Origin of the sequence: Enterobacter wuhouensis (assembly GCF_004331265.1) — a bacterium.
Classification (GTDB): Bacteria; Pseudomonadota; Gammaproteobacteria; order Enterobacterales; family Enterobacteriaceae; genus Enterobacter; species Enterobacter wuhouensis.
Genome location: NZ_SJOO01000002.1, coordinates 636954 through 658493 on the forward strand (window position 1 = coordinate 636954; position 21540 = coordinate 658493).

Sequence of the window (21540 nt, forward strand, 5' to 3'; positions counted from 1 at the left end):
AATGAAAACAACGCTTCTCTCTACCCTCATTGCTTCCGGGATCGCGCTGGCCACCTTAACCGGTGCAGCGCAGGCTAAAGGCCGTCTGGTGGTGTACTGCAGCGCCACCAACGAAATGTGCGAAGTCGAAACCAAAGCGTTCGGCGAAAAGTACGATGTCAAAACCTCGTTTATCCGCAACGGCTCCGGCAGCACGCTGGCGAAGGTGGATGCCGAGAAGAAAAACCCGCAGGCCGACGTCTGGTACGGCGGCACGCTGGACCCGCAGTCCCAGGCCGGTGAGATGGGGCTGCTCCAGCCCTATAAATCGAAAAACCTGGAGCAGATCATGGAGAAATTCCGCGATCCGGCCAAGGTGAAGGGCAACCTCTCCTCCGCGGTCTACGTCGGGATCTTAGGCTTTGGCGTCAACACCCAGCGCCTGAAGGAGAAGAACCTGCCGGTACCCAAATGCTGGAAGGATCTGACCAAACCGGAATACAAGGGCGAGATCCAGATCGCCGATCCGCAAAGCTCCGGCACCGCCTATACCGCGCTGGCGACCTTCGTCCAGCTGTGGGGTGAAGATCAGGCCTTCGACTACCTGAAACAGCTCAACGGCAACGTCTCCCAGTACACCAAATCCGGCATTGCCCCAGCGCGTAACGCCGCGCGCGGTGAAACCGCCATCGGCATCGGCTTCCTCCACGACTACTCGCTGGAAAAAGAGCAGGGTGCGCCGCTGGAGCTGATCTCTCCGTGCGAAGGCACCGGGTATGAAATTGGCGGCGTGAGCATTCTGAAGGGCGCGCGCAACGAAGAGAACGCGAAGCTGTTCGTGGACTGGGTGCTCTCAAAAGAGGCGCAGGAGCTGGCGTGGAAGAAGGGTAAATCCTATCAAATCCTCACCAACACCACGGCGGAAACCTCGCCGAACTCGCTCAAGCTCGATGATCTGAAGCTCATCAGCTATGACATGGACAAGTACGGCTCTACCGACGTACGTAAAGCGCTGATCAATAAATGGGTCAGCGACGTGAAGATGGGTAAATAAGCCCGCGAACAGTGGTTATCGCCCGGCGGTATTCATCCGCCGGGCATCCAACACCCGGAAAACTTATGTCACAGACACTTGCTCTTCATCCCGCCAAAAAACGGGATGCGGTATTCCTGTGGGTTTTACTCGGCTGGCTGGCCTTTGCCCTGCTGCCGAGCTGGAGCCTTGATTACGGCCTGCTGGAGTCTACCGGGGATGAGATCCTCGACGCCTACGGCTGGTCCCATTTCAACGTTAGCTGGCTGTGGTACCTGCTGCCGAGCCTGCTGCTGGTGCGCCCGTTTAACGAAGCGAAGCGCGAGCAGCGCAGCCGTCACTACCTCGATGCGGGCTGGGCGCTGCTGTGCATGGCGTTCGTGGTCATCAGCGCCACTGTGGAAGGACGCGGTTTAGGCTATGCCACTATCGTGCTGTTTGTGGCGCTCGGGGCGATCATGACCCTGGCCCTGACTCGTCTGGAGTGGCTGGGCGGCGACCGCTTTGTGATTGGCTCGCTGATTACCATCGTCGCGCTGATCGGCATTTTTATCGTCTGGCCGAGCATCGCCATCTTCATTCCGATGTTCACCAACGACGCTGGCGAATTCGCCCCGCTGGCCTTCATGAGCGTGCTGTCGCAGGCGCACATTATCCAGGTCATCATCAACTCGATTCTGCTGTCGATTGCCGTGGGGATCGGCTGCACCTTCTTTGGCCTGGTGCTGGCGATATACACCACGCGCATCGCCCGGCGCAGCGCCATCATTGGCCGTATCTTCTCGATTCTTCCCATCGTTACTCCGCCGTTCGTGGTGGGCCTGGGCGTCACGCTGATGATGGGGCGCTCCGGCTATATTACCGAGCTGATGGTGGACTGGTTTGGGTTAACCAATACCAACTGGCTGTACGGCTTCACCGGCATCTGGCTGGCGCAGGTGCTGGCCTTCACGCCGATGGCCTTTATGATCCTCGACGGCGCGATCAAAACCATTCATCCGTCGCTGGAAGAGGCGTCGTACACCCTGCGCGCCAGCCGCTGGCAGACCTTTAACGGCGTCTTTGTTCCGCTGCTGAAGCCGGCGCTGGCGAATGCGTTTTTAATCGTGATTGTGCAGTCGCTGGCCGACTTCAGCAACCCGCTGGTGCTGGGCGGGAACTTCGACGTGCTGGCCACGCAGATCTACTTCTACATTACCGGCTCGCAGCTGGACTATCAGGCGGCAAGCACCCTCGGAGCCTTCCTGCTACTGTTCTCGCTGCTGGTGTTCTGCATCCAGTACATGTGGATCGGCAAGCGCTCCTACGTGACGGTGTCCGGTAAATCGTACCGCGGCGACGTTCAGCCGCTGCCGGTGACGCTGGTGTGGAGCGTGATCGCCCTGCTGGCGGTGTGGATCGCCTTTAACGCCCTGCTCTACGGCAGCATTTTCTACGGCAGCTTTACCGTCAACTGGGGCGTGGACTACACCCTGACGCTGGATAACTTTATCAAGCTGTTCGGCCAGGGCATGAGCGACGGCGCATGGCCTTCGCTGCTTGATACCCTGCTCTACGCCGGGATCGCCGCGCCGATCACCGCCGCCTTCGGCCTGCTGATCGCCTGGGTTGTGGTGCGCCAGCAGTTTAAGGGCAAAAAGACCATCGAGTTCACCACCATGCTGTGCTTTGCCGTGCCGGGCACCGTGGCGGGCGTGTCGTACATTCTGGCCTTTAACAGCGCGCCGGTGTACCTCACGGGCACCGCGGCCATCGTGATTATCTCGATGGTGATGCGCAACGTGCCGGTCGGCATTCGCGCCGGCATCGCGGGCTTAGGGCAGATCGACAAGTCGCTGGACGAGGCCTCGCTGAGCCTGCGTGCCGGGAGCCTGCGCACCATCACCCACATCCTGCTGCCGCTGCTGAGGCCCGCCATTTTGTCGGCGCTGATCTACAGCTTTGTGCGCGCCATTACCACCGTCAGCGCCATTGTGTTCCTCGTCACGCCGGATACCCGCGTGGCAACGGCCTACATTCTGAACCGCGTGGAAGACGGCGAATACGGCGTGGCGATTGCCTACGGCTCGATCCTGATTGTGGTCATGCTGGCGATCATTTTCCTCTTTGACTGGCTGATCGGCGAGGCGCGTATCTCTCGTTCAAAAGCCAAAAACCAGGCGTAACACTATGACTGAGAAACATTTTGTTGAACTGCGCAACGTGACCAAGCGCTTCGGCGCAAACACGGTGATTGAAAACATCAACCTGGCGATCCCGCAGGGACAAATGGTGACGCTGCTCGGCCCGTCCGGCTGCGGTAAAACCACCGTGCTGCGTCTGGTCGCGGGGCTGGAAAAACCAACCGAAGGACAGATCTACATCGACGGCGAGGACGTGACCCACCGCTCCATTCAGCAGCGCGATATCTGCATGGTGTTCCAGTCCTACGCCCTCTTCCCGCATATGTCGCTGGGCGAGAACGTGGGCTACGGTCTGAAGATGCTGGGCGTGTCGCGCGCTGAGATAAAAACGCGGGTTAAAGAAGCCCTGGCGATGGTGGATCTTGATGGGTTTGAGGACCGCTACGTGGACCAGATTTCCGGTGGCCAGCAGCAGCGCGTGGCGCTGGCCCGCGCCCTGATCCTCAAGCCAAAAGTATTGCTGTTCGACGAGCCGCTGAGCAACCTCGACGCCAACCTCAGGCGCAGCATGCGCGACAAAATTCGCGAGCTGCAAAAGCAGTTCAACATCACCTCGCTGTACGTGACGCACGATCAAAGCGAGGCGTTTGCGGTATCCGATACCGTGCTGGTGATGAACAAGGGCAACATCATGCAGATTGGCTCACCGCAGGATCTGTATCGCCAGCCGGCCTCTCGCTTTATGGCGAGCTTTATGGGGGATGCCAACCTGTTCCCGGCCCGCTTCAGCGAGGAAGTCGTCGAGATCTACGGCTACCGTCTGCCGCGCCCGCTGCACTTTGCCACGCAGGGCGAAGGCACCGTCGGCGTGCGTCCGGAGGCAATTACGCTGAGCCAGCGCGGGGAAGAGAGCCAGCGCTGCACTATCCGCCACGTCGCCTACATGGGGCCGCAGTATGAGGTGATTGTCGACTGGCACGGCCAGGAGATTTTACTGCAGGTGAACGCCACCCGGCTGCAGCCGGACGTGGGCGATGCGTACTATCTGGAGATCCACCCGTACGGGATGTTTGTATTGGCTGAGGCTGCGTGATCTGTGCCGGGCGGCGCTGCGCTTGCCCGGCCTACGGTTCGTGCATGTTGTTGTATTTTGTAGGCCGGGTAAGGCGCAGCCGCCACCCGGCAAAAGACTCAGCGCTGCGCGTTAAGCTCCGCAATGTCCTTCGGCGAGGTGCGACAGCACCCGCCAATCAGCTTCGCCCCTGCCGCTAACCACTGCGGTAAATACCCCGCCAGCGTCTCGCAGGCCTCACCGTGATGGTGCCAGGTTTTGCTCACCGCGTCGTAATGCTCGCCCGAGTTCGGATAGACCACCAGCGGCAGCGCCGTCAGGCTTTGCAGGTATTTCAACGCCGCGGTAGTGTTTTCCAGCGCGATACAGTTGATGCCCAGCGCCACAATCTGCGGATAGTTTGCCAGCACGCTGACCACCTCACGCAGCGGCGTACCGTCGCTCAGGTGCTCGCTGTCGCGCAGGGTAAACGAGAACCACGCCCGGGCGCGGGGATACTCGGCCAGCAGCGCGGCCAGCGCTTTGATCTCCGCAAAGGACGGCAGGGTTTCGCAGGCCAGCAGGTCTGCCCCCGCGTCCAGCAGCGCCTCCACGCGCGGACGGTGGAATTCCGTGAATTCGTCCGCGCTACGCACGTAGTCACCGCGGTACTCAGAGCCATCCGCCAGATACGCGCCGTAAGGCCCCACGGAACCCGCCACCAGCAGCGTGCCCGCGTGCGGGTTTTCGGCCAGGTACGCTTCGCGCGCCTTACGCGCCAGCTCGACGCTTTTACCAATCAGCGCACGGGATTGCGCTTCGTCCAGCCCGCGCGCGGCAAAGCCCGCAGGCGTGGCCTGATAGCTGGCGGTGATCGCAACCTGCGCCCCGGCACGGTAGTAGTCAAGATGCACTTCGCGGATAAGCTCCGGGTTTTCTACCAGCACTTTGGCAGACCAGAGGCTGTCTGCAAGGTTACAGCCGCGCGCTTCCAGCTCCGTTGCCATCGCGCCGTCCAGCACCACAAACGGCTGCGTTTCAAGGAGGGCGGTAAGCGGATTATTCTGCGACATGTTCAGGCTCCTGCGTTGTCAGATGTCGGGTCAGGTAGTAGGCACCATAACACAGGGCGACAAAGGGCAGCCCGCAATAAAGCGCAATGCGCTGGCTCGGATCAAACCACAGGCCGACGCAGGCCACCACGCAGAGGATAAAGCCCAGTACCGGCACAACCGGATACCACGGCGCACGGTACTGCAGCGCAGAAAGCGGCTGGCCGGACTGCAGATGGCGACGACGGAACATAAAATGCGACGCGCAGATGCTGATCCACACCGCCACCACCGCGAAACCGGAAATCGCCGACAGCGCGACAAACACCGTATCCGGCGCGACAACGCTGGAGAACAGCGCCAGCACGCCGCCGAGCATGGAAACGGACAGCGCCGTCAGCGGTACGCCGTTTTTATTGACGCGGGCGAAGCAGCGCGGCAGCGTTTTCTCGTTAGAGAGCGACCACAGCATCCGGCCCGAGGCGTACAGCCCGGAGTTCGCCGCCGAGAGGATTGCCGTCAGGATCACAAAGTTAAAGATATCCGCCGCGTAAGGAATGCCGACCTTTTCAAACACCAGCACGAACGGGCTTTTTTCCACCCCGGCCTGCTGCATCGGGATCAGCGCCGCCAGCACAAACACCGTGCCGATAAAGAAGATAATCAGGCGCGCAATGGTGGTGCGGATCGCCACCGGAATCACCCTGTGCGGGTTCTCCGTTTCACCCGCCGCGATGCCGATCAGCTCGGTGCCGGAGAAGGCAAAGTTCACCGCCACCATGGTCATCAGAATAGGCAGGCCGCCGTGCGGGAACCAGCCCTCGGCGGTAATGTTGCTCAAGCCCGGCGCGGGAGAACCGTCCTGCATCGGGATAAACCCGAAGATCGCTGCGCCGCCGAGGATAATAAAGGCGATGATGGTGATCACTTTGACCAGCGAGAACCAGAATTCCCCTTCGGCAAAGAAGCGCGTCGAGATAACGTTGAGGCCGAAAATCACCGCGCAGAACACCACGCACCACGCCCAGACGGGCACCTGCGGGAACCAGTACTGCATGCAGAACCCGGCGGCGGTGAAGCTCGACCCGAGCGCCACCGTCCAGGTCAGCCAGTAAAGCCACGCTACGGTGTAGCCCGTCGCCGGGCCCAGGTAGCGGGCGGCGTAGACGTGAAACGCGCCGGTCTCCGGCATCGCTACGGAAAGCTCGCCCAGACACTGCGTCACCAGCCAGACCACCAGCGCGCCAATCAGATACGCCAGCAGCGTGCCCGCCGCGCCGGTGGTGGAAATGATGTATCCGGTATTGAAAAATAACCCTGTACCAATCACGCCGCCCAGCGAGAGCATAATCAGGTGGCGCGTTTTCATGGTGCGCTTTAGCTGCCCATTTTCGTGTTCTGTTTGCATATTACCTTCTAAACGTATGGACATCTAAACATCCAAAGAAGGAGTTATACCGTGATTGTTAATAAAAAGCTAGATGACCAGACGCAGACGGGCGCGCCGCGCGCTGAGTCGTGGATGGGATGTGAGGATAACGTAGAGAATCGGACGCCAGGCCATAAGCACCTCCGCAGGCTGATGCTTATGATATTTACCTTTTTAAAGCGATCCCACCTCATACTAAAGTAGGTTTTTAATTTTGCATCGAATTATTATTTATAATCTTTCTGATATATTCTTCAGGATGGTCTCCAGACAGTTCCATTAATTTCTTATGGGTTATTTCATCCAGTTTTACCGTTGTGTTTTCACCTCCAATTTTAAGCGTGATTAATAATGGAAACATGACAACGACAAAAGCAATCAATATATATTTAAAATTTTTATCGTGCTTATTCAGAAATCGAGATATGCACAATGATTGACCGATAAAAAGAAACATAAGGAGATAAAATACATATTTCATAAAACCAATAACATACTTTTTATAGTGAGGTAAAGAAAAACACACCCACATAAACAGGCATACTGTTGATACACCGCAGAAAACTAACATAGCAGGAAGAGCCAATTGCCACAACTTAATCGTCAACAGACGTGAAAGTCTATACAAGCGCCCTCTATATTTTTTAAGTGAAATGAAGCGAAACAACATTACGACTAAGAGCATAAACAGAAGGACTAAAAAAGGCCCAAAGACAATATAGCTTACCAATGTTTCAGCAAATAAATCGCCCTTTAACCCAAATGGAAGATTATCTTCAACCAGAATCATTATGGCTATAAACATACCTACAGCATAATAGAAAAACAATGCATCTCTTTCGAGAGAAATCCCCCACCGCAAATGCTTAGCCATCTCAGTAAGATGTTTGCTTAAGGATATTTTACATGAACGCCCTTTTTCCATCATTTGTTTCCAATAGTTTTTCGCCACCATGATGGCATCATGTCGTCGAAGGCGTGATGTTCCGGGGCAAACTCCGGCTGATCTGGTTCATCAAACACGCCGGAAAAGAGCGCGATGGTGGGTGAGTCATCAATCGCGCCGATTGAGCTGCCGCATTTGGCGCAAAACGCCCGGCTGGAGTAGTCAGACGATCGCCAGGTCGCCGGGCGGCCACCCGGACCTGTCCACTGCACCTTTTCCGCCGGGAACTCAATCCACACGACGGTGTGCGCCCCGGTGTGTTTCTGGCAAATATCACAGGAGCAGGTGTGAACATTGCCCCCATTCGTAGCAGTAAAGCGAACCGCACCGCATAAACATCCGCCAGAAATGACCTTTTCCATGCCGCTGTCCTGAGTTGTTTAAAATCCCATCAGAACATAACACATTATTTTCGCACAGCCAGCGCCTTACTGTGGCGCTACGCCATCACTGGTATGGAGCATCGCGCGCGGTGGAATGCACTGGCTAAAGCGCGATCATCCCCTCCTCCGTTCTCAGCCAGCGTGGCATTTTTAGCGTATCGGCATAGTAGCTCACCAGTTCAAACAGCAGATCCTGCATCACACGTTCGGCATCTGCCGCCAGTGCCCCACTGATGAACAGCTGAGTCAGCGTCTGGCAGTAACGGCCCAGTTGATCGGCTTCCGGTTCGAATGCGGGCAGGCGAGTGGGAGGCTCATCGACGGTCAGGCACTCTTTTAATTGCTCGGGGACAGGCTCTAGCAGCGTGGGCTGTAACAGCGCCAGACAGGTCGCGAGTCGTCCGCACAGGGCGAGCTTTGTGGTGGGGTCATCGCACTCCACCAGCGCGTCAACAAAACGCTCGCAGTTATCCGCCAGTTCAGTGAAATCGGTGTTGTGGGACAACGGCAATGTGAATAACAGGTGAGTCTGGGTTGGGGTCGTAGCCATAGTGGCAGCCTCCAGTATGTAGTGTTTAACCGCCACCGGAGAGGCTAATCTCGCGGGTGGCAGAACCGGGCGGAGTTAGCCTTACCGGTCATACTGGACACCGGCGCATCTTACGATGCCCCCGCCCGGCCCACCATTGAGGTGTAACCGTTCGCACGACATATTAAATACATGTCGCCAGTATGAAGTCCAGGAGGCTAATCCCGGCGCCTGATTTTGCAGGCGCGGCAAAACGATACTGCTATATCCCTTTTCTAACAAGGGCCATTGTCTGAAGGCGCCTCGCATTTATTGGTAAATCCTCAAATCAGTTCTATAGTCGTCACAGTTTATTCGTTACCAGGACTCACTATGCGCTTTAATGGACTGACCAAAGGTTTCTTCATTTTTATTCTCGCCCTCGTTACCTGGGCCTTCTTTGACGTGCTGTCGCCCTATTTCTCCGCGATACTGTGGGCCGCAATCCTGACCATCATCTTTAACCCGGTGAAAAATAAGCTGCGTACGGCGCTGGGCGAGCGCAACGGGCTGGCGTCGTTCCTGACGCTCTGCATCATCTGCCTGATCGTGTTTATCCCCTTGATGGTGATCTTCTCCTCGCTCGCCATCGAGCTGAACGTGGTGTACACCAAGCTGCAGCAGAACAATACCCAGTTCCCGGAAGTGGTCGCCGGAATATTTAACCGCCTGCCCGACTGGGCAACCGGCTTCCTGGCCGATCACAACCTCACCAACGCCCAGCAGATTCAGAAAAAGCTCTCGGATGTGGCGCTACAGGGCGGTCAGTATCTGGCGGGCAGCGCGTTTCTGATTGGTAAGGGTACGTTCGGTTTTGCCATCAGCTTCGGCATCATGCTCTATCTGCTGTTCTTCCTGCTGAAGGACGGGCCGTATCTGGTGCGTCAGATCCTCGATTCTCTGCCGCTGTCCGACTTCGCCAAGCAGCACCTGTTCGCCAAGTTCGTCGGCGTGTCCCGCGCGACGGTAAAAGGTACGGCAGTAGTCGCCGTGGTGCAGGGGACGCTCGGCGGCATCGCGTTCGCGATTGTCGGCATTGACGGCAGCGTGCTCTGGGGCGCGCTGATGGCGTTCCTCTCGCTGGTGCCTGCGGTTGGCTCCGCTATCGTCTGGGTTCCGGCGGCCATCTTCCTGTTCGCTACCCACCAGCTGTGGCAAGGGCTGTTTATCGTCGGCTTCTTCGTCATTATCGTCGGGCTGGTGGATAACATCCTGCGCCCTCTGCTGGTCGGCAAAGACACCAAAATGCCGGACTACCTGATTCTGATCTCGACTCTTGGCGGGATGGAGCTGTACGGGATCAACGGCTTTGTCATTGGCCCGCTGATTGCCGCGCTGTTTATCGCCTGCTGGAACCTGTTCTCAGGCCGCGACCACGAAGGAAACGCCGAAGAGCTGGATGCCGATTTCATCGAAGAGGGGAAAAATCCGCCGGATTTGTGACGCTCCCCTTTCAGGAAGGCGGCCTCGTGCCGCCTTTTTTTTCACGCGAAATCAAACATTTTCTATAATTTGAAAAACGCTCCCCCACTTATGCCGCAGAAGGACCCCACAGGTGCGAATCGCCACGATAACCAACTGGGCCTACGGTGCCACGGTGTGCCTGACCATCGCCTCCGGCATCGTGATGCTGATGGCCTCCCACGCCGACGACGTTGAGCGCCAGGCCGTTAAGCAACGGCAGGTGTTCGATCAACTGACGGAAGATGTAGAGACGGATGCCTGGATGCTCTCTGATTTGGCACGCCTGTTCGTTATCAAAAAAGAACCTTCTGTTCTGGAAGAGTATCAGCAGAAAGAGAGCGAACTAAAGAACGTTGAACATCGTCTGGCGCAGCTAAAAGATAACGGCGCATCGGGCGAAGAGCTGTTGCTGCTCCAGGATGGATTAAACATCATTAATGAACTGCAGGACGAGCAGAAAACCGCACTGAGCAGTATGGCTCGAGGTGAAGAGCAGCAGGCCGTTGCCCTGCTTTATGGCACCTATTATGAGCAAGAGCTCGAACGCGCGCAGATGCAGATCGACCATTTCCGCCAGATACTCGACAAACGCGTCATCGCCGACGTGCAGGCTGCCACGAAAACCTCGAAAAACCTGCGAACAGCCTCTGAGATCATGGTCGGCCTGACCGCCCTGCTCTTTCTGTTCGTCATGGGCTTTATTCTCAAGCGACGCGTACTTCATCCGGTCGTCCGGCTGAGCGACGTGGTTCATCGTCTGGCCTCGCAGGATTACGCCGTCGAAACGCCAAACTTCACCCAGATCGACGAAATTGGCGACATGGCGCAGGCCATTCGTATCTTCCGTGAAAACGGCCTGGCGCGGCAGCGGCTGGAAAAAGAGCGCGATGCCGACTGGGCGATCCGCGAACTGCTGGCGCGAATGACCCAGCGACTGCAGGGCTGCGAAAACTTCGCCGACGTGATCAACGTGGCCGAGCTGTTCGCCCCCAATATTGCACCCGGCATCTCGGGGCGCCTGTATATTCTCGATCGCGAGGCGTGGGAGATGCGCTGCGCGGCTGAATGGCTCTCGCCGGAAGGAGAGAAAAAACCGTTTCACCCTGACGCGTGCTGGGCCGTTCGTCGTGGACAAAGCCATCCGCCGGTCAGCGGTGAACCGGATATCGCGTGCTATCACCTGCCTGAATCGCAAAATCATCGAACGCTCTGCGTGCCCCTGATTGCCCAGGGCGAAGCCATCGGCCTGCTCTCCTTCCAGAACATTACGCCTGAAACCGCGCCGTCCCGCGCCTATCTGGAACTGATGGCCGAGGCGCTGGGCCTGGCGCTGGCCAACCAGCGGCTGCGCGATGCCCTGCTGGAAAAAGCCCTCTTTGACCCGCTCACCGGCTTGCGTAACCGCCATCATCTGGAAGACACGCTGCGCACGCAGATGAAGCAGGCCATACGCAACGAGGAGCCGGTAAGCTGCCTGATGATCGATATCGACCACTTCAAAAGCATTAATGACCGCTTTGGTCACGAGGCTGGGGATCAGGTGATTAAAAGCGTCGCAACCATTATTCAGCGGGCGGTACATGATAACGGACTGGCCTTCCGCTACGGCGGCGAAGAGTTTCTGGCGCTGCTCACCGGCGCGGATGAGGACGCAGCGCATGCCTGCGCAACGGAGATTTACAACGGCGTGCATGCGCTATCGCTCCGCTACGGGCTGTCTGAGATTGGGCCGGTGGACGTCTCGATCGGTATCGCCTGCTATCCAGAGCACGCCCAGAGCGACAACCTGCTGCGCGCGGCGGACGTGGCGCTGTACCGGGCGAAAGAGCTGGGACGTTCGCGGATTGTGAGTTTTGGGATGCTGGAGGCGGGCTAGCGCGTTGCCGGGCGTAACCCGGCATGACTTACTGGGGGACTTCAAGCGGACATAGGATTTCATCAATAAGCGGCATCGCACTTCTTAATGTTTCAAGAACGGTATTAAGCGGTTCAAATACCGGATGTTCCACTGGAAATGCACCGTATTCCAGCCAGCACTCTGAGAGCTGGGCGATATTAAGGAACAGGGGAATGAAGAAATTCCCTTTACCCTGATCTTCAAATCCGAACGCAGCGAGTTTGTCTCGCGCTGCACGCGAACGTTCTTCCTGGGCGTAATTTTTTAAATTACGCACGCCGCCATATGCGCTGCCGTTAATCGCCAGACGAAATCCGAATGCAGTTTTCTCAGTCGCACAGCGGGTTAATACGGCTAGCAGGTAATCATTCTCCTTGCAGGGAGTCTGGTGGTTTTCAAACCAGCATTTGTAATGATCTTCTCCTATACACCACGAGGCTGGAGCTATCCAGAGAACGTCTTTGGCTTCGATGTCAGATTTCCCAAGAAAAGCGTTAGACTGAATAAATTGCGTGACGCATTGATCAAACCCCTTCCAGAACGCTGGGGCAACAACCGTTTCAAACACCACTGCCGCCTGGTTAAACATGCTCAGCTGTGAAAGCAGCATCGCTCCGGCTTTACGTTCTTCCTCGTTGTAATAACTCATCCATTTTTCCTTCGTTACAATTTGCGTATGTGGTCAATAAAATGAAGTGCTGCGCACGCAGCCATCAGCCTGGAGGGAGAAACTGGCTGAGAGGAAATGATGTCCTGATAAGGGGCCGAGACGGCGGCGCGCAATGCGTTTGAAAGCCTGCGCCAGGATATGGCCGGAACCTGTTCGGGAAGGGCATCCGGCCCGGCCGTTAGCGATGCGCCACCGTGCACGGTCAGAAATACCACCGCCCACTTTCGTGCTCCGGCTCTGGCAGCGGCCTCCTCGCAGTAGCGCTGCATCTGTTCCTCCTGCTCCCCCGCGCGAATCTTTACCTCAATGAGCAGGAAAAATGCATCGGTATCGATTTCAATATCAACCCGGTTGCGGCTGTCTCCGCTCGGATTTTTTTCCACTTCAATCCGGCAATAGCGCTGATATCCCAAAGGAAAATCGGCACGCTTGGCGTTGATCAGTTGCAAAAGCGCATGAAGCGGGGCTCTGCCAAAGCCATGGTTTTCCCGAGGATCAAGTAGCCAGGCCAGCAATGCTGAATTACGCACTTCGTTGTGACCTATTCCAGCGGCCTCCCAGGGATTGAAGCCTATCGTAGCGTAATGTAGCGACTGAAGCGGTTGTTCAAGCTGCGCCAAAAAGCGCGCCAGGGCTGTTGTTGATGGAAATGAGGCTGGCGAAGATCTGCTATTCCTGATTGTCAGGTTTTTAGGCCAGTTTTCGAAAAAATCCTCGAGGCGAGCGGTAAGAGTGGCTGTCGCTGTCTCCATATTGCATTAATTCCCTTTGCTGTAAATCTACCTTTATAACGGCATCCCAATGAAAAAATTGAGCTTTATCTAACGTTCTTCCCGCTATATATACGACTATACGTGGCCTGCCGGGACGATCGGGGTCACAGTTTTCACAGCTCCCCATTCCCCTACATAAACCAGGTGTTATTATTCACCACGTAAATACCTTTCAACTCTCACCGAGGCTTTGATGCTGGAGAATGTAATCATCTGATAATCAGTTTCCCGCCCTTTTCAGGACGGACTGGTTATCGCTGCGCCTAAACCTTACGCACGCACCTGCTGGTGTGGGCTTGTTTTTACGCATGATGATTAAACAGGTTTTCCGGTATGAATTTATCCCGTCAGGAACAACGTACCTTACACGTTCTCGCAAAAGGTGGACGTATTGCGCACGTCCGCGACAGCGCTGGCCGCGTCACCTCCGTTGAATGCTATACCCGCGAAGGGATGCTCCTCAGCGACTGCACGCTCGCCGTTTTTAAAAAACTCCGCACCAAGAAGCTGATCCGTTCGGTGAACGGCCAGCCTTACCGCATCAACGCCACCGGGCTGAACAACGTTCGCGCCCAGCTGGATAATCGCTAAGGAGCAGTGATGAATACACCTTATACAGACAGCTACGATCGCGCTTTTTTACTCGACACCATGATGGGTCCAAACGCCATGCGGCTAACCGAGGAGCTGGTGGCACAGCTTCTGATAACACCGGGTATGCGCATTCTGGATCTCGGCTGCGGAAAGGGGATCTCCTCTATCCTTCTCGCAGAGAAATACGGTGCGACGGTCTTTGCCGCCGACCTGTGGATCGGCCCCACCGAGAACGCAGAGCGGTTCACCGCGCTGGGGCTGGACGGGAAAATTTTCCCGCTTCTGGTCGATGCAACAAAAGAGATCCCCTTTGCGCATGACTACTTCGACCTGATCGTGAGCGTGGACGCGTACCAGTATTTCGGCAGCAACGACACCATGCTGGCAACGCTCCTGCCGTACCTGAAGCCTGGCGGGCATTTTGCCGCTGCGGTTCCCGGATTTATCGGCGACTACAGCGAAGAAAATCTGCCGGAGGTCGTGAAGCCTTTCTGGACGCCCGAGTGGTACTTTTACCCGCTTCACTGGTGGAAAGCGCTTTGGGAGAAAGAGCCGGGTATTACGCTGACCACGGTACGCGAAATGGACACTTGCCAGCAGGCGTGGGACGAGTTTATGGCGTGCGAGATCGCCCAGGAGATGATGGTGCCGATCATGGACGCCGGTGCCGGAGCGTATTTTAATATGATTCAGCTTATCGCCCAAAAACGGGAGTAACCTTTGCCCGGCGGCGCTGCGCTTGCACGGGCCTACAATGAACGGCGTATTATTGCCGCATGTAGGCCGGGTAAGCGCAGCGCCACCCGGCAGTTCATCGCTTGCTCATCGCCAGCTTTGCGGCAAACAGCAGGAACACGACGCCGGTTGTTCGGTCCATCCACTTCACTACGGCAGGCTTTTTCAGCACATCCGCAGCATACCCCGTCGCAATAATCAGCGTGAGTGACCAGAGCGTGCCGATCAGCACATGAATCCCGACCAGCAAAAACGTCCAGGCAAAAGGCGAATGTCCTGCGGGAATAAACTGCGGGAGAAACGAAACGTAAAAGATGCCCATTTTAGGGTTCAGGACATTCCCTAACATGCCGCGCAAAAAACCGTTGCCGCTGCGGGCACGGCCTTCTGCTGAGAGGGAAAACTGCTGCCGCGGGCGAAGCAACAGCTGGAGGCCTAGCCAGCACAGATACGCTGCACCACACCACTTTAGCAGCGAGTACGCGACTTCAGAGACGGCCAGCAGCGCGCCCAGACCAAACGCCACTACTGCCCCCCAGATAAAGCAGCCGGTATCAATCCCCAGCGCGACGTGTATGGCTTTTTTACTGCCATCAGCGGCGGCGGTTCGCAGGATTAAGGCCGTGTCGAGGCCGGGGGTGAGCGTCAGAAGCGTGGCTGCGAAGGTGAATGCAAGAAGGGCATCGGTGACGGACATGCTGTTTCTCCGAAAACGCAAAGCGTAATGGGAAGTTAACAATACCGCAACAAAAAAGACCCGCATCAAGCGGGTCTGTCTGTTTACGAGCATGAATTCAGGTTCAGAACGACCAGCGCAGATTCGCGTTAACCGAGTTGACGCGGGTATCCGCACCATATTGTCCCTGATAGCCCACGTCCAGCGTCGCAGCCCGAGACAGCTGTACGCTCACGCCGATATCACCCACCATCACGTCCTCATCGACGGCCTGACCCTGAGTAATGAACGCGTCGCTGCCCGCAAACGCCATGCGCGATGAGGTGTTCTTATCGCCGTAGGCGTGCTGCCAGCCCAACGAACCGTAGAGGTTGACGTTCTTCGGTAGCTCGGTCACGCCGCGCACCCCGAGGGTGGAGTAGAAGGTGTTCATCGTGTCGTTACGCACGCTCAGCGCGGCGGCACCGCCGTCTTCCCTGAAGCTGTCGGTATGCAGTCGGATGTACGATAAATTAGCGAACGGCTCAATATTCATATCCGGCTGGCCGAAACGGTAGCCCGCCTCGGTGAACGCCAGCAGCGAGTTGGCGTCGTAATCCGATTTCAGACGATCCGAGAAGCCGCTGAAATCAACATTGCGCTCGCCTTCGATCTTGTGCCAGGTGTAGCCCAGCGCGCCGCGAAGGGAGAACGCATCCTGTTGTCCAGCCGCATACAGGCCAAGGTGGTAGTTGTCGGTATCCGTTGAGGAACGACGGCTGTCGACGTCGTAATCACCGCGGCTGTAGCCGAAGTAGCCACCGACACGCACGCTATGGTCCGCCAGCTTGCGATCCGCCCCCAGCAGGAAGCCGGTGGTGTTGCCGTCCAGCTTGCCCACGTTACCGTCGCCGCTGTTTCGGCTCCAGGAGCTGAAGGTCTGGCCCCAGACGCCGTTGTTTTGCGGCTCCGGCTGCTGCACCAGCGACATCGCTAACGGGGATATTGCCAGGCTGTCGTTATCGAACGCGCGCTGCATGCGCTGGTTTAACACGTTAAACACCTGCGTGCTGCCGGCGATCAGGTTGGACTGCATCGACGGATAAACTTCACCGGACAGCTGGTTGAACGCCTCTCGCGCTTCCGGCGCGCTCAGCGCCAGCAGGGAGTTGTACAGCGCCAGCGACGGGCCGCTTTGCGTCAGCGTGGAGAGCGCGCCGGCGGTATTCCACTGGTTGCTGCTTTTGGCCACGGTCTGGAAAATCCCCGGCTTGCCGCTACCCGGATTTTCGCCGCCCGGATTCTCTCCACCAGGATTCTCTCCACCAGGATTCTCACCGCCCGGATTCTCACCGCCGGGGTTTTCTCCGCCCGGATTTTCGCCGCCAGGGTTCTCGCCGCCGGTCTCTTTCTGCGCGATAGTCAGATCGACGGCGTTATTGCCCTGCTTGAGCGCCACGTCCAGGAAGGCGGATTTTGAAATCGCCCCCGCGAACTGGCCGTCAATTCCCCCGTCAGAGGTTAAAATGCGGTAGCTTTGGCCCGTTTTGTAGCTGGTTTGCGGATCGAGCGCGGTGACCTGAACTTTGGCCCGATCGCTGATGGTAGTTTTGCCCGAGACGAGCAGCCGATCGCTGCTGCCATCGCCCGCAATATCAACGTCATAGAAGGATTCGCCGATAAAGTTCAGGTAACGTTTTAGGGTGAGCGTGCCAATGCCGCCATCGCCGGGCGAAATATGACCGCCGGACAGGATCTCGGTCTGGCCGAGCGTGCCGTTGCCGCCCAGCGTGCCGCCGGCCTTGATTGACGCAGCGCTGCTGTAACCCTGCCCGTTGTTAACGTCGGAGCCCGCCGTCGCGTTGAGGATCAGCGTACCGCCGTTCTCGGCGCTAAGGGTCTGAACATCAAAGATATCGTCTTCAGGCTGAGTGTTGATATTGCTGGCAATAATGACTTTGCCACCGCGCGCGGTCACGTTCGCCTGCAGTGCTGAAAGATCGCCGTTCAGCGTTGTCTGCCCGGCGGTATTGATCACCTCACCTTCACCTCTCATCGTGTTGCTAAACACGTAGTTAGCGTCGGTATGATTAAAGTAGACATAGCTGCCGAACAGCCCGCCCCGCAGGCTGATTGCCGTCTTCGCATCGATGGTGCCCGCGCCGCCCGCCGCGCCCAGCGTCGGTTCGGTCAGGCCGGTTCCGGTATCCATATTGCCGCGGCTGCCGATAATCAGCGCGCCGCGGTTCGAGCCGGAGCTGGTCGTGCCTAAGACCAGCTCGTTGCTGCCCGCGGAAAACGCACCGCCGTCAATGACCGACAGCACGCCGTTGCCATAGTCGCCCACGTTCACGCTGCTGGCGCTGGTAAAGCGCGAGTCTTTGCCCGCAATAACCAGCTCGGCGGTTTTACCTGCCCCGGAGACGCCCGCTACCTGCACGTTAGCAACGTTCACCGCCCCGCCGTTCAGCACGTCCATATCGCCATACAGCGTCAGCGTACGGCCAACGTTCCACTGCGAACCGGCACCGGTGACGGTGGCTTTGGGGCTCAGCGCGTCGGCTTCACCCGGCCCGGTACCATTGCCGATGCGCGCGTCGTAGGCTGTGCTGAGCACCGCGCCATCTTCAATCGCCAGCGTGGAGCGTGCCCCAAGATCGGTGCCGACGCTGAGAAAATTACTGGTCACGCGCGAGCCGCTGCCCGTGGCGATAAGGTGGCTGTCGTAGCCGCGGGTGGTGCCGACCAAGATCTCCTTCGCGCTGGCCAGCGCGCCCTCTTCGACCCGCAGGGTGCCGAGGCCAAGATTCAGGTCGCCGCGCAGGACATACTGGTCGTTCACCGCGTTAAGCTCGGCATTGGGTCCACGGACCGTGACCAGGCTTTCATAAATTTGGCCGTTGAACAGTCGGCCAATATTGATGTTATAGGCGGTGATTTTACCATTATCGATCAGCAGGTTTCCGCGCTGGTTACGTCCAACGTAAACATCTCCGGTGTAGCCCAGCGTTTCGGTAATACGCGAGTCGCCGTCAAAAATTGCATCGGCTGCGCGGGCGAAATCGGCAGGTGAAAGCAGTAGCAGCGGCGCGGAAAATAACGCGAGGTAAAGTCTGGAAAGCGGTGTCTTAACCGCTAAAGAAGGCGATGTAGAGTTATTCACGGGCTATCTCCGTACTCATTAGCGTGATGTCAGGAAAATCGTTTTTATATGAAAACTCAGAGACGTCAGAAAATGTAAAAGGCGTTATTTATCTACGCCTTTTGATGTGGAGTTATTTATTTGTGTGTGACGACGGGTGTACAGGTTGGCGCGCTCAGCGTCGGTGCCGATCCTAAAATCCCCGGCATCATCATTGACGAGCAATCAAAAATACGCCCTTTTTCCGTCGTCGCGCGATAAGAGAGCTTTTGTCCGCCGAGTGCATCAGGCTGGGCGCCATTAACGTTGGTTACGGTTATTTCATCGGACGAGCCCAGGCCCAGCATTTTAGCGGTTTCCGCCTGCAGCAGCGGAATAGCCTGATCTGTTTTCAGCGTGGAACAACCGGCCAGCATCATTGTAGCGGTTAAAACGATAAGCGTTCTTTTCATAAATTATCCTTTATATCCAACCAGTTAATATCTCTGATTGTATTTATGTTTTCTATCACCCAAATGTGCGATTAATATATTTCCCTTTCCTATTCGAAAAAACCCTCCTAAAGTAGGGTGGGTAGATAATAATTCATCCGTACTCTTAGTTATGCGAAGGTGAAAGGAGATTCCTTTGGGGCAGAATTATGCGTTGGTCGTTGATGACCATCCATTGGTAGCAAGCGGCATCGCCAATTTTCTGATTACGCATTGCCGATTTAAGCAGGCGTGCGTGGTGACGAATGAGGATGATTGCTACCGTCAAATTAGGGATAATGGCCCGCCGCGCTTGCTGGTAATCGATTTTTGGCTTTCGTCCGGCACGGCGTTGAAATTACTGAAAGAAGTGAAACAGCTTTACCCACAGGTACGACTCCTGGTGGTCAGCGGGGATGATAACAACGATATCTGGCAAAAAGTTCACGCCTCCGGAGGGCATGGTTTCGTATTAAAAAGCGAGCCGCCTGAAATATTCTCACGGGCCGTTTTCGCACTTACTGATAATCTCACCTGGTTTCCCGAGGGGAACGATTTATCCGTAAAGGCGAATAACGAGAAGTTAAGTAAATTTAACTTAACGCCGCGACAAATAGACGTGTTAAATATGATTATGCGCGGACTGCCAAATAAACGAATTGCCGCACAGCTTTCAATTTCTGAGCCCACGGTCAAAGAACACATCAGCAATATCCTTAAAAAGATAGGCGTTAATAGTCGGGTAGAAGCCATCACCCTTCTGCATGGCAAGCGGGAACCGTCGGAATGAGGTTTTTCCAGGGCTTACAGAACGAAGGGATCTCTCCGACCGCGCAGATCCGTTTGCTAAACAATACTTTTCTGCGGCTGGTGTTCAGCTTCAGCGCCGTGCCTTTTGTCGGCATTCCTTTCGCCATCTGGATAAATTTGCTGGGCGACGATCTTGGCCCAACCCTTACCTGGATAATCATTTACCTGCTATGTGCCGTGGCGATCCGAATATTGCACCGACGCTACCGGCGCGAAGCGAAAGAGCAGGATGAAGAGGACGTCCTGCGCCGCTGGCTTCCACGCATAAATAAGATCGCTCTTATTCACGGGCTGGGGATTTCATCCCTCTATTTAATTACCCCGCAGACGCAGAACTTTGACTTTTTCCTGCTCCTGAATATCAGTATTGCCGCTATCGTCGCCGCCAACGCGACGCATCTGACGCCGGTCATCAGCACCTTTACGCGCTTTTTCTTCGCCTCCTGGGGCGTACTGAACCTCGGCATCATCTGGCGGCTGGACGATCTGATGTTCATCGTGCTGATGCTGAACCTGCTGTACGGCTTCGCCATTTATCGCCATGCGTTAACGTCGCATGCGTTCTTCATTCAGCAAGCGCTGCTTGAAGAGCAAAGCTCACGCCTGGCAGAACAATTTCGCCAGGCCAAAGAGGAAGCGGAGCAGGCGCTGCTGGATAAAAACCAGTTCCTGACGACAGCCAGCCACGACCTGCGCCAGCCGGTACATGCCATGGGTTTTCTGATCGAAGCGATTATCCACCGAAACCGGGACGACAGCCTGACCCCCCAGCTCCTTGACCTGCAGCAGAGCGTCCGCTCGGTGCATTTGATGTTCAATTCCCTGCTCGATCTCAGCAAGATTGAATCCGGGAATGTGCTCACCGCCCCGACCAAAGTGGACATTGGCGCCCTGCTCGACTCGGTGATCACGCTGTTTCGCGAAGAGGCCAACAGCCGCGCCCTGCGGCTGCGCATGTGGCGGCCTAAACGCCGCATCTACGTGATGGGCGATCCGCTGCTGGTGCGACAATCCATGATCAACCTGGTTCAAAACGCCCTTCGCTATACGCAGCAGGGCGGCGTGCTGGTCGCCATCCGGCCGCGCGGCGGCGATTGCCTTGTTGAGGTGTGGGACACGGGCGTCGGCATCGCCGACGACGAGAAAGGCAAAATTTTCTCGCCCTACTATCGCCCCGAGCTGGCATGGAAGATCGACAGCGCCGGACACGGGCTGGGCCTGGCGGTGGTTGCCCGCTGCGCCAGGCTGATGAAGGTGAAGTACGGGATGCAGTCCATCGAGGGCAAAGGTTCACGATTCTGGATGCGCTTCACCCGCTATGCTGGCGAAGACGTCTCGCAGGACTCCCCGCCCGCCTGTGACAATACCGCCCCGCCGGTACGCTATGCTCCGCTGCACGGCTCCTGTCTGGTCGTCGATGACGACCCGCTGGTGACGTCCGCCTGGGAGAGCCTGATGAGCATCTGGGGAATCAACGTGCGCTGTGCGGCCTCCGCTGAAGAGGCGTTCGCCATCATCGACGACGGCTTCACGCCGTTCGCCGTGCTGTGCGACCAGCGCCTGCGATCCGGTGAGAGCGGCTTCGACATCCTGAAAGCGCTTTTTGAACGCCTGCCGGGCATGAGCGGCGCGATGGTCAGCGGCGAGTTTAACTCGCCGGTTCTGCTGGAGGCGGAGCAGGAGGGATACATGGTGCTGCGCAAGCCGCTGGAGCCGGCTAAACTGCATGCGCTGCTGACGCAGTGGTGTGGGTGTCGTGGATAAAA

Annotated in this window: 19 protein-coding genes; 9 read left to right on the forward strand and 10 right to left on the reverse strand. The window is 56.8% G+C overall.

All coding sequences use genetic code 11. The features are described from left to right. Window position 1: 1 nt before the first annotated feature. The 3 genes from E0L20_RS07085 to fbpC all read left to right on the forward strand — a co-directional run bounded on the left by E0L20_RS07085 (window position 2) and on the right by fbpC (window position 4228). Window positions 2-1033, forward strand: coding sequence for an ABC transporter substrate-binding protein (locus E0L20_RS07085; RefSeq protein ID WP_033487712.1), 1032 nt, complete (start codon window positions 2-4; stop codon window positions 1031-1033). A 65-nt stretch (window positions 1034-1098) separates the two neighbouring features. After that, window positions 1099-3177, forward strand: coding sequence for an ABC transporter permease (locus E0L20_RS07090; protein ID WP_131633331.1), 2079 nt, complete (start codon window positions 1099-1101; stop codon window positions 3175-3177). Window positions 3178-3181: 4 nt separating this feature from the next. Further along, on the forward strand, window positions 3182-4228 hold the full coding sequence (gene fbpC, locus E0L20_RS07095; RefSeq protein WP_131633332.1) for a ferric ABC transporter ATP-binding protein: 1047 nt from the start codon (window positions 3182-3184) through the stop codon (window positions 4226-4228). A gap of 98 nt (window positions 4229-4326) precedes the next feature. Here fbpC and mmuM read toward each other — a convergent pair whose 3' ends face one another. The 5 genes from mmuM to E0L20_RS07125 form a co-directional block, all read right to left on the reverse strand. Beyond that, complete coding sequence (mmuM, locus tag E0L20_RS07105) at window positions 4327-5259, reverse strand: homocysteine S-methyltransferase (RefSeq protein WP_131633333.1); 933 nt, start codon at window positions 5257-5259, stop codon at window positions 4327-4329. Then, a complete protein-coding gene (mmuP, locus tag E0L20_RS07110) occupies window positions 5246-6646 on the reverse strand; it encodes an S-methylmethionine permease (RefSeq protein ID WP_131633334.1) in 1401 nt (466 codons plus the stop codon). Before mmuP ends, mmuM begins: the two co-directional genes overlap by 14 nt. 229 nt (window positions 6647-6875) lie before the next feature. Continuing rightward, window positions 6876-7622, reverse strand: coding sequence for a hypothetical protein (locus tag E0L20_RS07115; protein ID WP_131633335.1), 747 nt, complete (start codon window positions 7620-7622; stop codon window positions 6876-6878). After that, entirely contained in the window at window positions 7592-7975 is a 384-nt protein-coding gene (locus tag E0L20_RS07120; RefSeq protein ID WP_131633336.1) for a GFA family protein, read from the reverse strand. Before E0L20_RS07120 ends, E0L20_RS07115 begins: the two co-directional genes overlap by 31 nt. A gap of 124 nt (window positions 7976-8099) precedes the next feature. After that, window positions 8100-8546: a hypothetical protein gene (locus E0L20_RS07125; RefSeq protein ID WP_131633337.1), complete on the reverse strand. Its 447-nt coding sequence runs from the start codon at window positions 8544-8546 to the stop codon at window positions 8100-8102. Window positions 8547-8897: 351 nt separating this feature from the next. Between E0L20_RS07125 and E0L20_RS07130 the strand changes: the two genes are divergently transcribed. Further along, window positions 8898-10007, forward strand: coding sequence for an AI-2E family transporter (locus E0L20_RS07130; RefSeq protein WP_131633338.1), 1110 nt, complete (start codon window positions 8898-8900; stop codon window positions 10005-10007). 112 nt (window positions 10008-10119) lie between these two features. Further along, on the forward strand, window positions 10120-11904 hold the full coding sequence (locus E0L20_RS07135; protein ID WP_131633339.1) for a diguanylate cyclase: 1785 nt from the start codon (window positions 10120-10122) through the stop codon (window positions 11902-11904). Between the two features lie 28 nt (window positions 11905-11932). On the opposite strand, the gene E0L20_RS07140 is transcribed toward E0L20_RS07135, so the two are convergent. Then, window positions 11933-12574, reverse strand: coding sequence for a hypothetical protein (locus E0L20_RS07140; protein ID WP_131633340.1), 642 nt, complete (start codon window positions 12572-12574; stop codon window positions 11933-11935). Between the two features lie 14 nt (window positions 12575-12588). Then, window positions 12589-13347, reverse strand: coding sequence for a PDDEXK-like family protein (locus E0L20_RS07145; RefSeq protein ID WP_131633341.1), 759 nt, complete (start codon window positions 13345-13347; stop codon window positions 12589-12591). 354 nt (window positions 13348-13701) lie between these two features. Here E0L20_RS07145 and E0L20_RS07150 point away from each other — a divergent pair, with 354 nt between their 5' ends. After that, window positions 13702-13959: a YjhX family toxin gene (locus tag E0L20_RS07150; RefSeq protein ID WP_119935358.1), complete on the forward strand. Its 258-nt coding sequence runs from the start codon at window positions 13702-13704 to the stop codon at window positions 13957-13959. Between the two features lie 9 nt (window positions 13960-13968). Continuing rightward, a complete protein-coding gene (locus E0L20_RS07155; RefSeq protein WP_131633342.1) occupies window positions 13969-14679 on the forward strand; it encodes an SAM-dependent methyltransferase in 711 nt (236 codons plus the stop codon). Window positions 14680-14773: 94 nt separating this feature from the next. On the opposite strand, the gene E0L20_RS07160 is transcribed toward E0L20_RS07155, so the two are convergent. The 3 genes from E0L20_RS07160 to E0L20_RS07170 all read right to left on the reverse strand — a co-directional run bounded on the left by E0L20_RS07160 (window position 14774) and on the right by E0L20_RS07170 (window position 18946). Further along, complete coding sequence (locus E0L20_RS07160) at window positions 14774-15394, reverse strand: LysE family translocator (protein ID WP_131633343.1); 621 nt, start codon at window positions 15392-15394, stop codon at window positions 14774-14776. 103 nt (window positions 15395-15497) lie between these two features. Next, a complete protein-coding gene (locus tag E0L20_RS07165) occupies window positions 15498-18515 on the reverse strand; it encodes an autotransporter outer membrane beta-barrel domain-containing protein (protein WP_131633344.1) in 3018 nt (1005 codons plus the stop codon). A gap of 116 nt (window positions 18516-18631) precedes the next feature. Beyond that, window positions 18632-18946, reverse strand: a complete 315-nt coding sequence (locus tag E0L20_RS07170) for a putative periplasmic lipoprotein (RefSeq protein ID WP_131633345.1) — start codon at window positions 18944-18946, stop codon at window positions 18632-18634. 175 nt (window positions 18947-19121) lie between these two features. Between E0L20_RS07170 and E0L20_RS07175 the strand changes: the two genes are divergently transcribed. Beyond that, on the forward strand, window positions 19122-19754 hold the full coding sequence (locus E0L20_RS07175; protein ID WP_131633346.1) for a response regulator transcription factor: 633 nt from the start codon (window positions 19122-19124) through the stop codon (window positions 19752-19754). Then, entirely contained in the window at window positions 19751-21538 is a 1788-nt protein-coding gene (locus E0L20_RS07180) for a hybrid sensor histidine kinase/response regulator (protein WP_131633347.1), read from the forward strand. The genes E0L20_RS07175 and E0L20_RS07180 overlap by 4 nt, the downstream gene beginning before the upstream one ends. The last annotated feature ends 2 nt before the right edge of the window (window positions 21539-21540 follow it).

Excerpts from the sequence above, each read along its gene's own strand:
- E0L20_RS07085 (WP_033487712.1), top strand. The coding sequence starts at position 2 with ATGAAAACAACGCTTCTCTCTACCCTCATTGCTTCCGGGATCGCGCTG.
- E0L20_RS07090 (WP_131633331.1), top strand. The coding sequence starts at position 1,099 with ATGTCACAGACACTTGCTCTTCATCCCGCCAAAAAACGGGATGCGGTA.
- fbpC (WP_131633332.1), top strand. The coding sequence starts at position 3,182 with ATGACTGAGAAACATTTTGTTGAACTGCGCAACGTGACCAAGCGCTTC.
- mmuM (WP_131633333.1), bottom strand. The coding sequence starts at position 5,259 with ATGTCGCAGAATAATCCGCTTACCGCCCTCCTTGAAACGCAGCCGTTT.
- mmuP (WP_131633334.1), bottom strand. The coding sequence starts at position 6,646 with ATGCAAACAGAACACGAAAATGGGCAGCTAAAGCGCACCATGAAAACG.
- E0L20_RS07115 (WP_131633335.1), bottom strand. The coding sequence starts at position 7,622 with ATGGTGGCGAAAAACTATTGGAAACAAATGATGGAAAAAGGGCGTTCA.
- E0L20_RS07120 (WP_131633336.1), bottom strand. The coding sequence starts at position 7,975 with ATGGAAAAGGTCATTTCTGGCGGATGTTTATGCGGTGCGGTTCGCTTT.
- E0L20_RS07125 (WP_131633337.1), bottom strand. The coding sequence starts at position 8,546 with ATGGCTACGACCCCAACCCAGACTCACCTGTTATTCACATTGCCGTTG.
- E0L20_RS07130 (WP_131633338.1), top strand. The coding sequence starts at position 8,898 with ATGCGCTTTAATGGACTGACCAAAGGTTTCTTCATTTTTATTCTCGCC.
- E0L20_RS07140 (WP_131633340.1), bottom strand. The coding sequence starts at position 12,574 with ATGAGTTATTACAACGAGGAAGAACGTAAAGCCGGAGCGATGCTGCTT.
- E0L20_RS07145 (WP_131633341.1), bottom strand. The coding sequence starts at position 13,347 with ATGGAGACAGCGACAGCCACTCTTACCGCTCGCCTCGAGGATTTTTTC.
- E0L20_RS07150 (WP_119935358.1), top strand. The coding sequence starts at position 13,702 with ATGAATTTATCCCGTCAGGAACAACGTACCTTACACGTTCTCGCAAAA.
- E0L20_RS07155 (WP_131633342.1), top strand. The coding sequence starts at position 13,969 with ATGAATACACCTTATACAGACAGCTACGATCGCGCTTTTTTACTCGAC.
- E0L20_RS07160 (WP_131633343.1), bottom strand. The coding sequence starts at position 15,394 with ATGTCCGTCACCGATGCCCTTCTTGCATTCACCTTCGCAGCCACGCTT.
- E0L20_RS07170 (WP_131633345.1), bottom strand. The coding sequence starts at position 18,946 with ATGAAAAGAACGCTTATCGTTTTAACCGCTACAATGATGCTGGCCGGT.
- E0L20_RS07180 (WP_131633347.1), top strand. The coding sequence starts at position 19,751 with ATGAGGTTTTTCCAGGGCTTACAGAACGAAGGGATCTCTCCGACCGCG.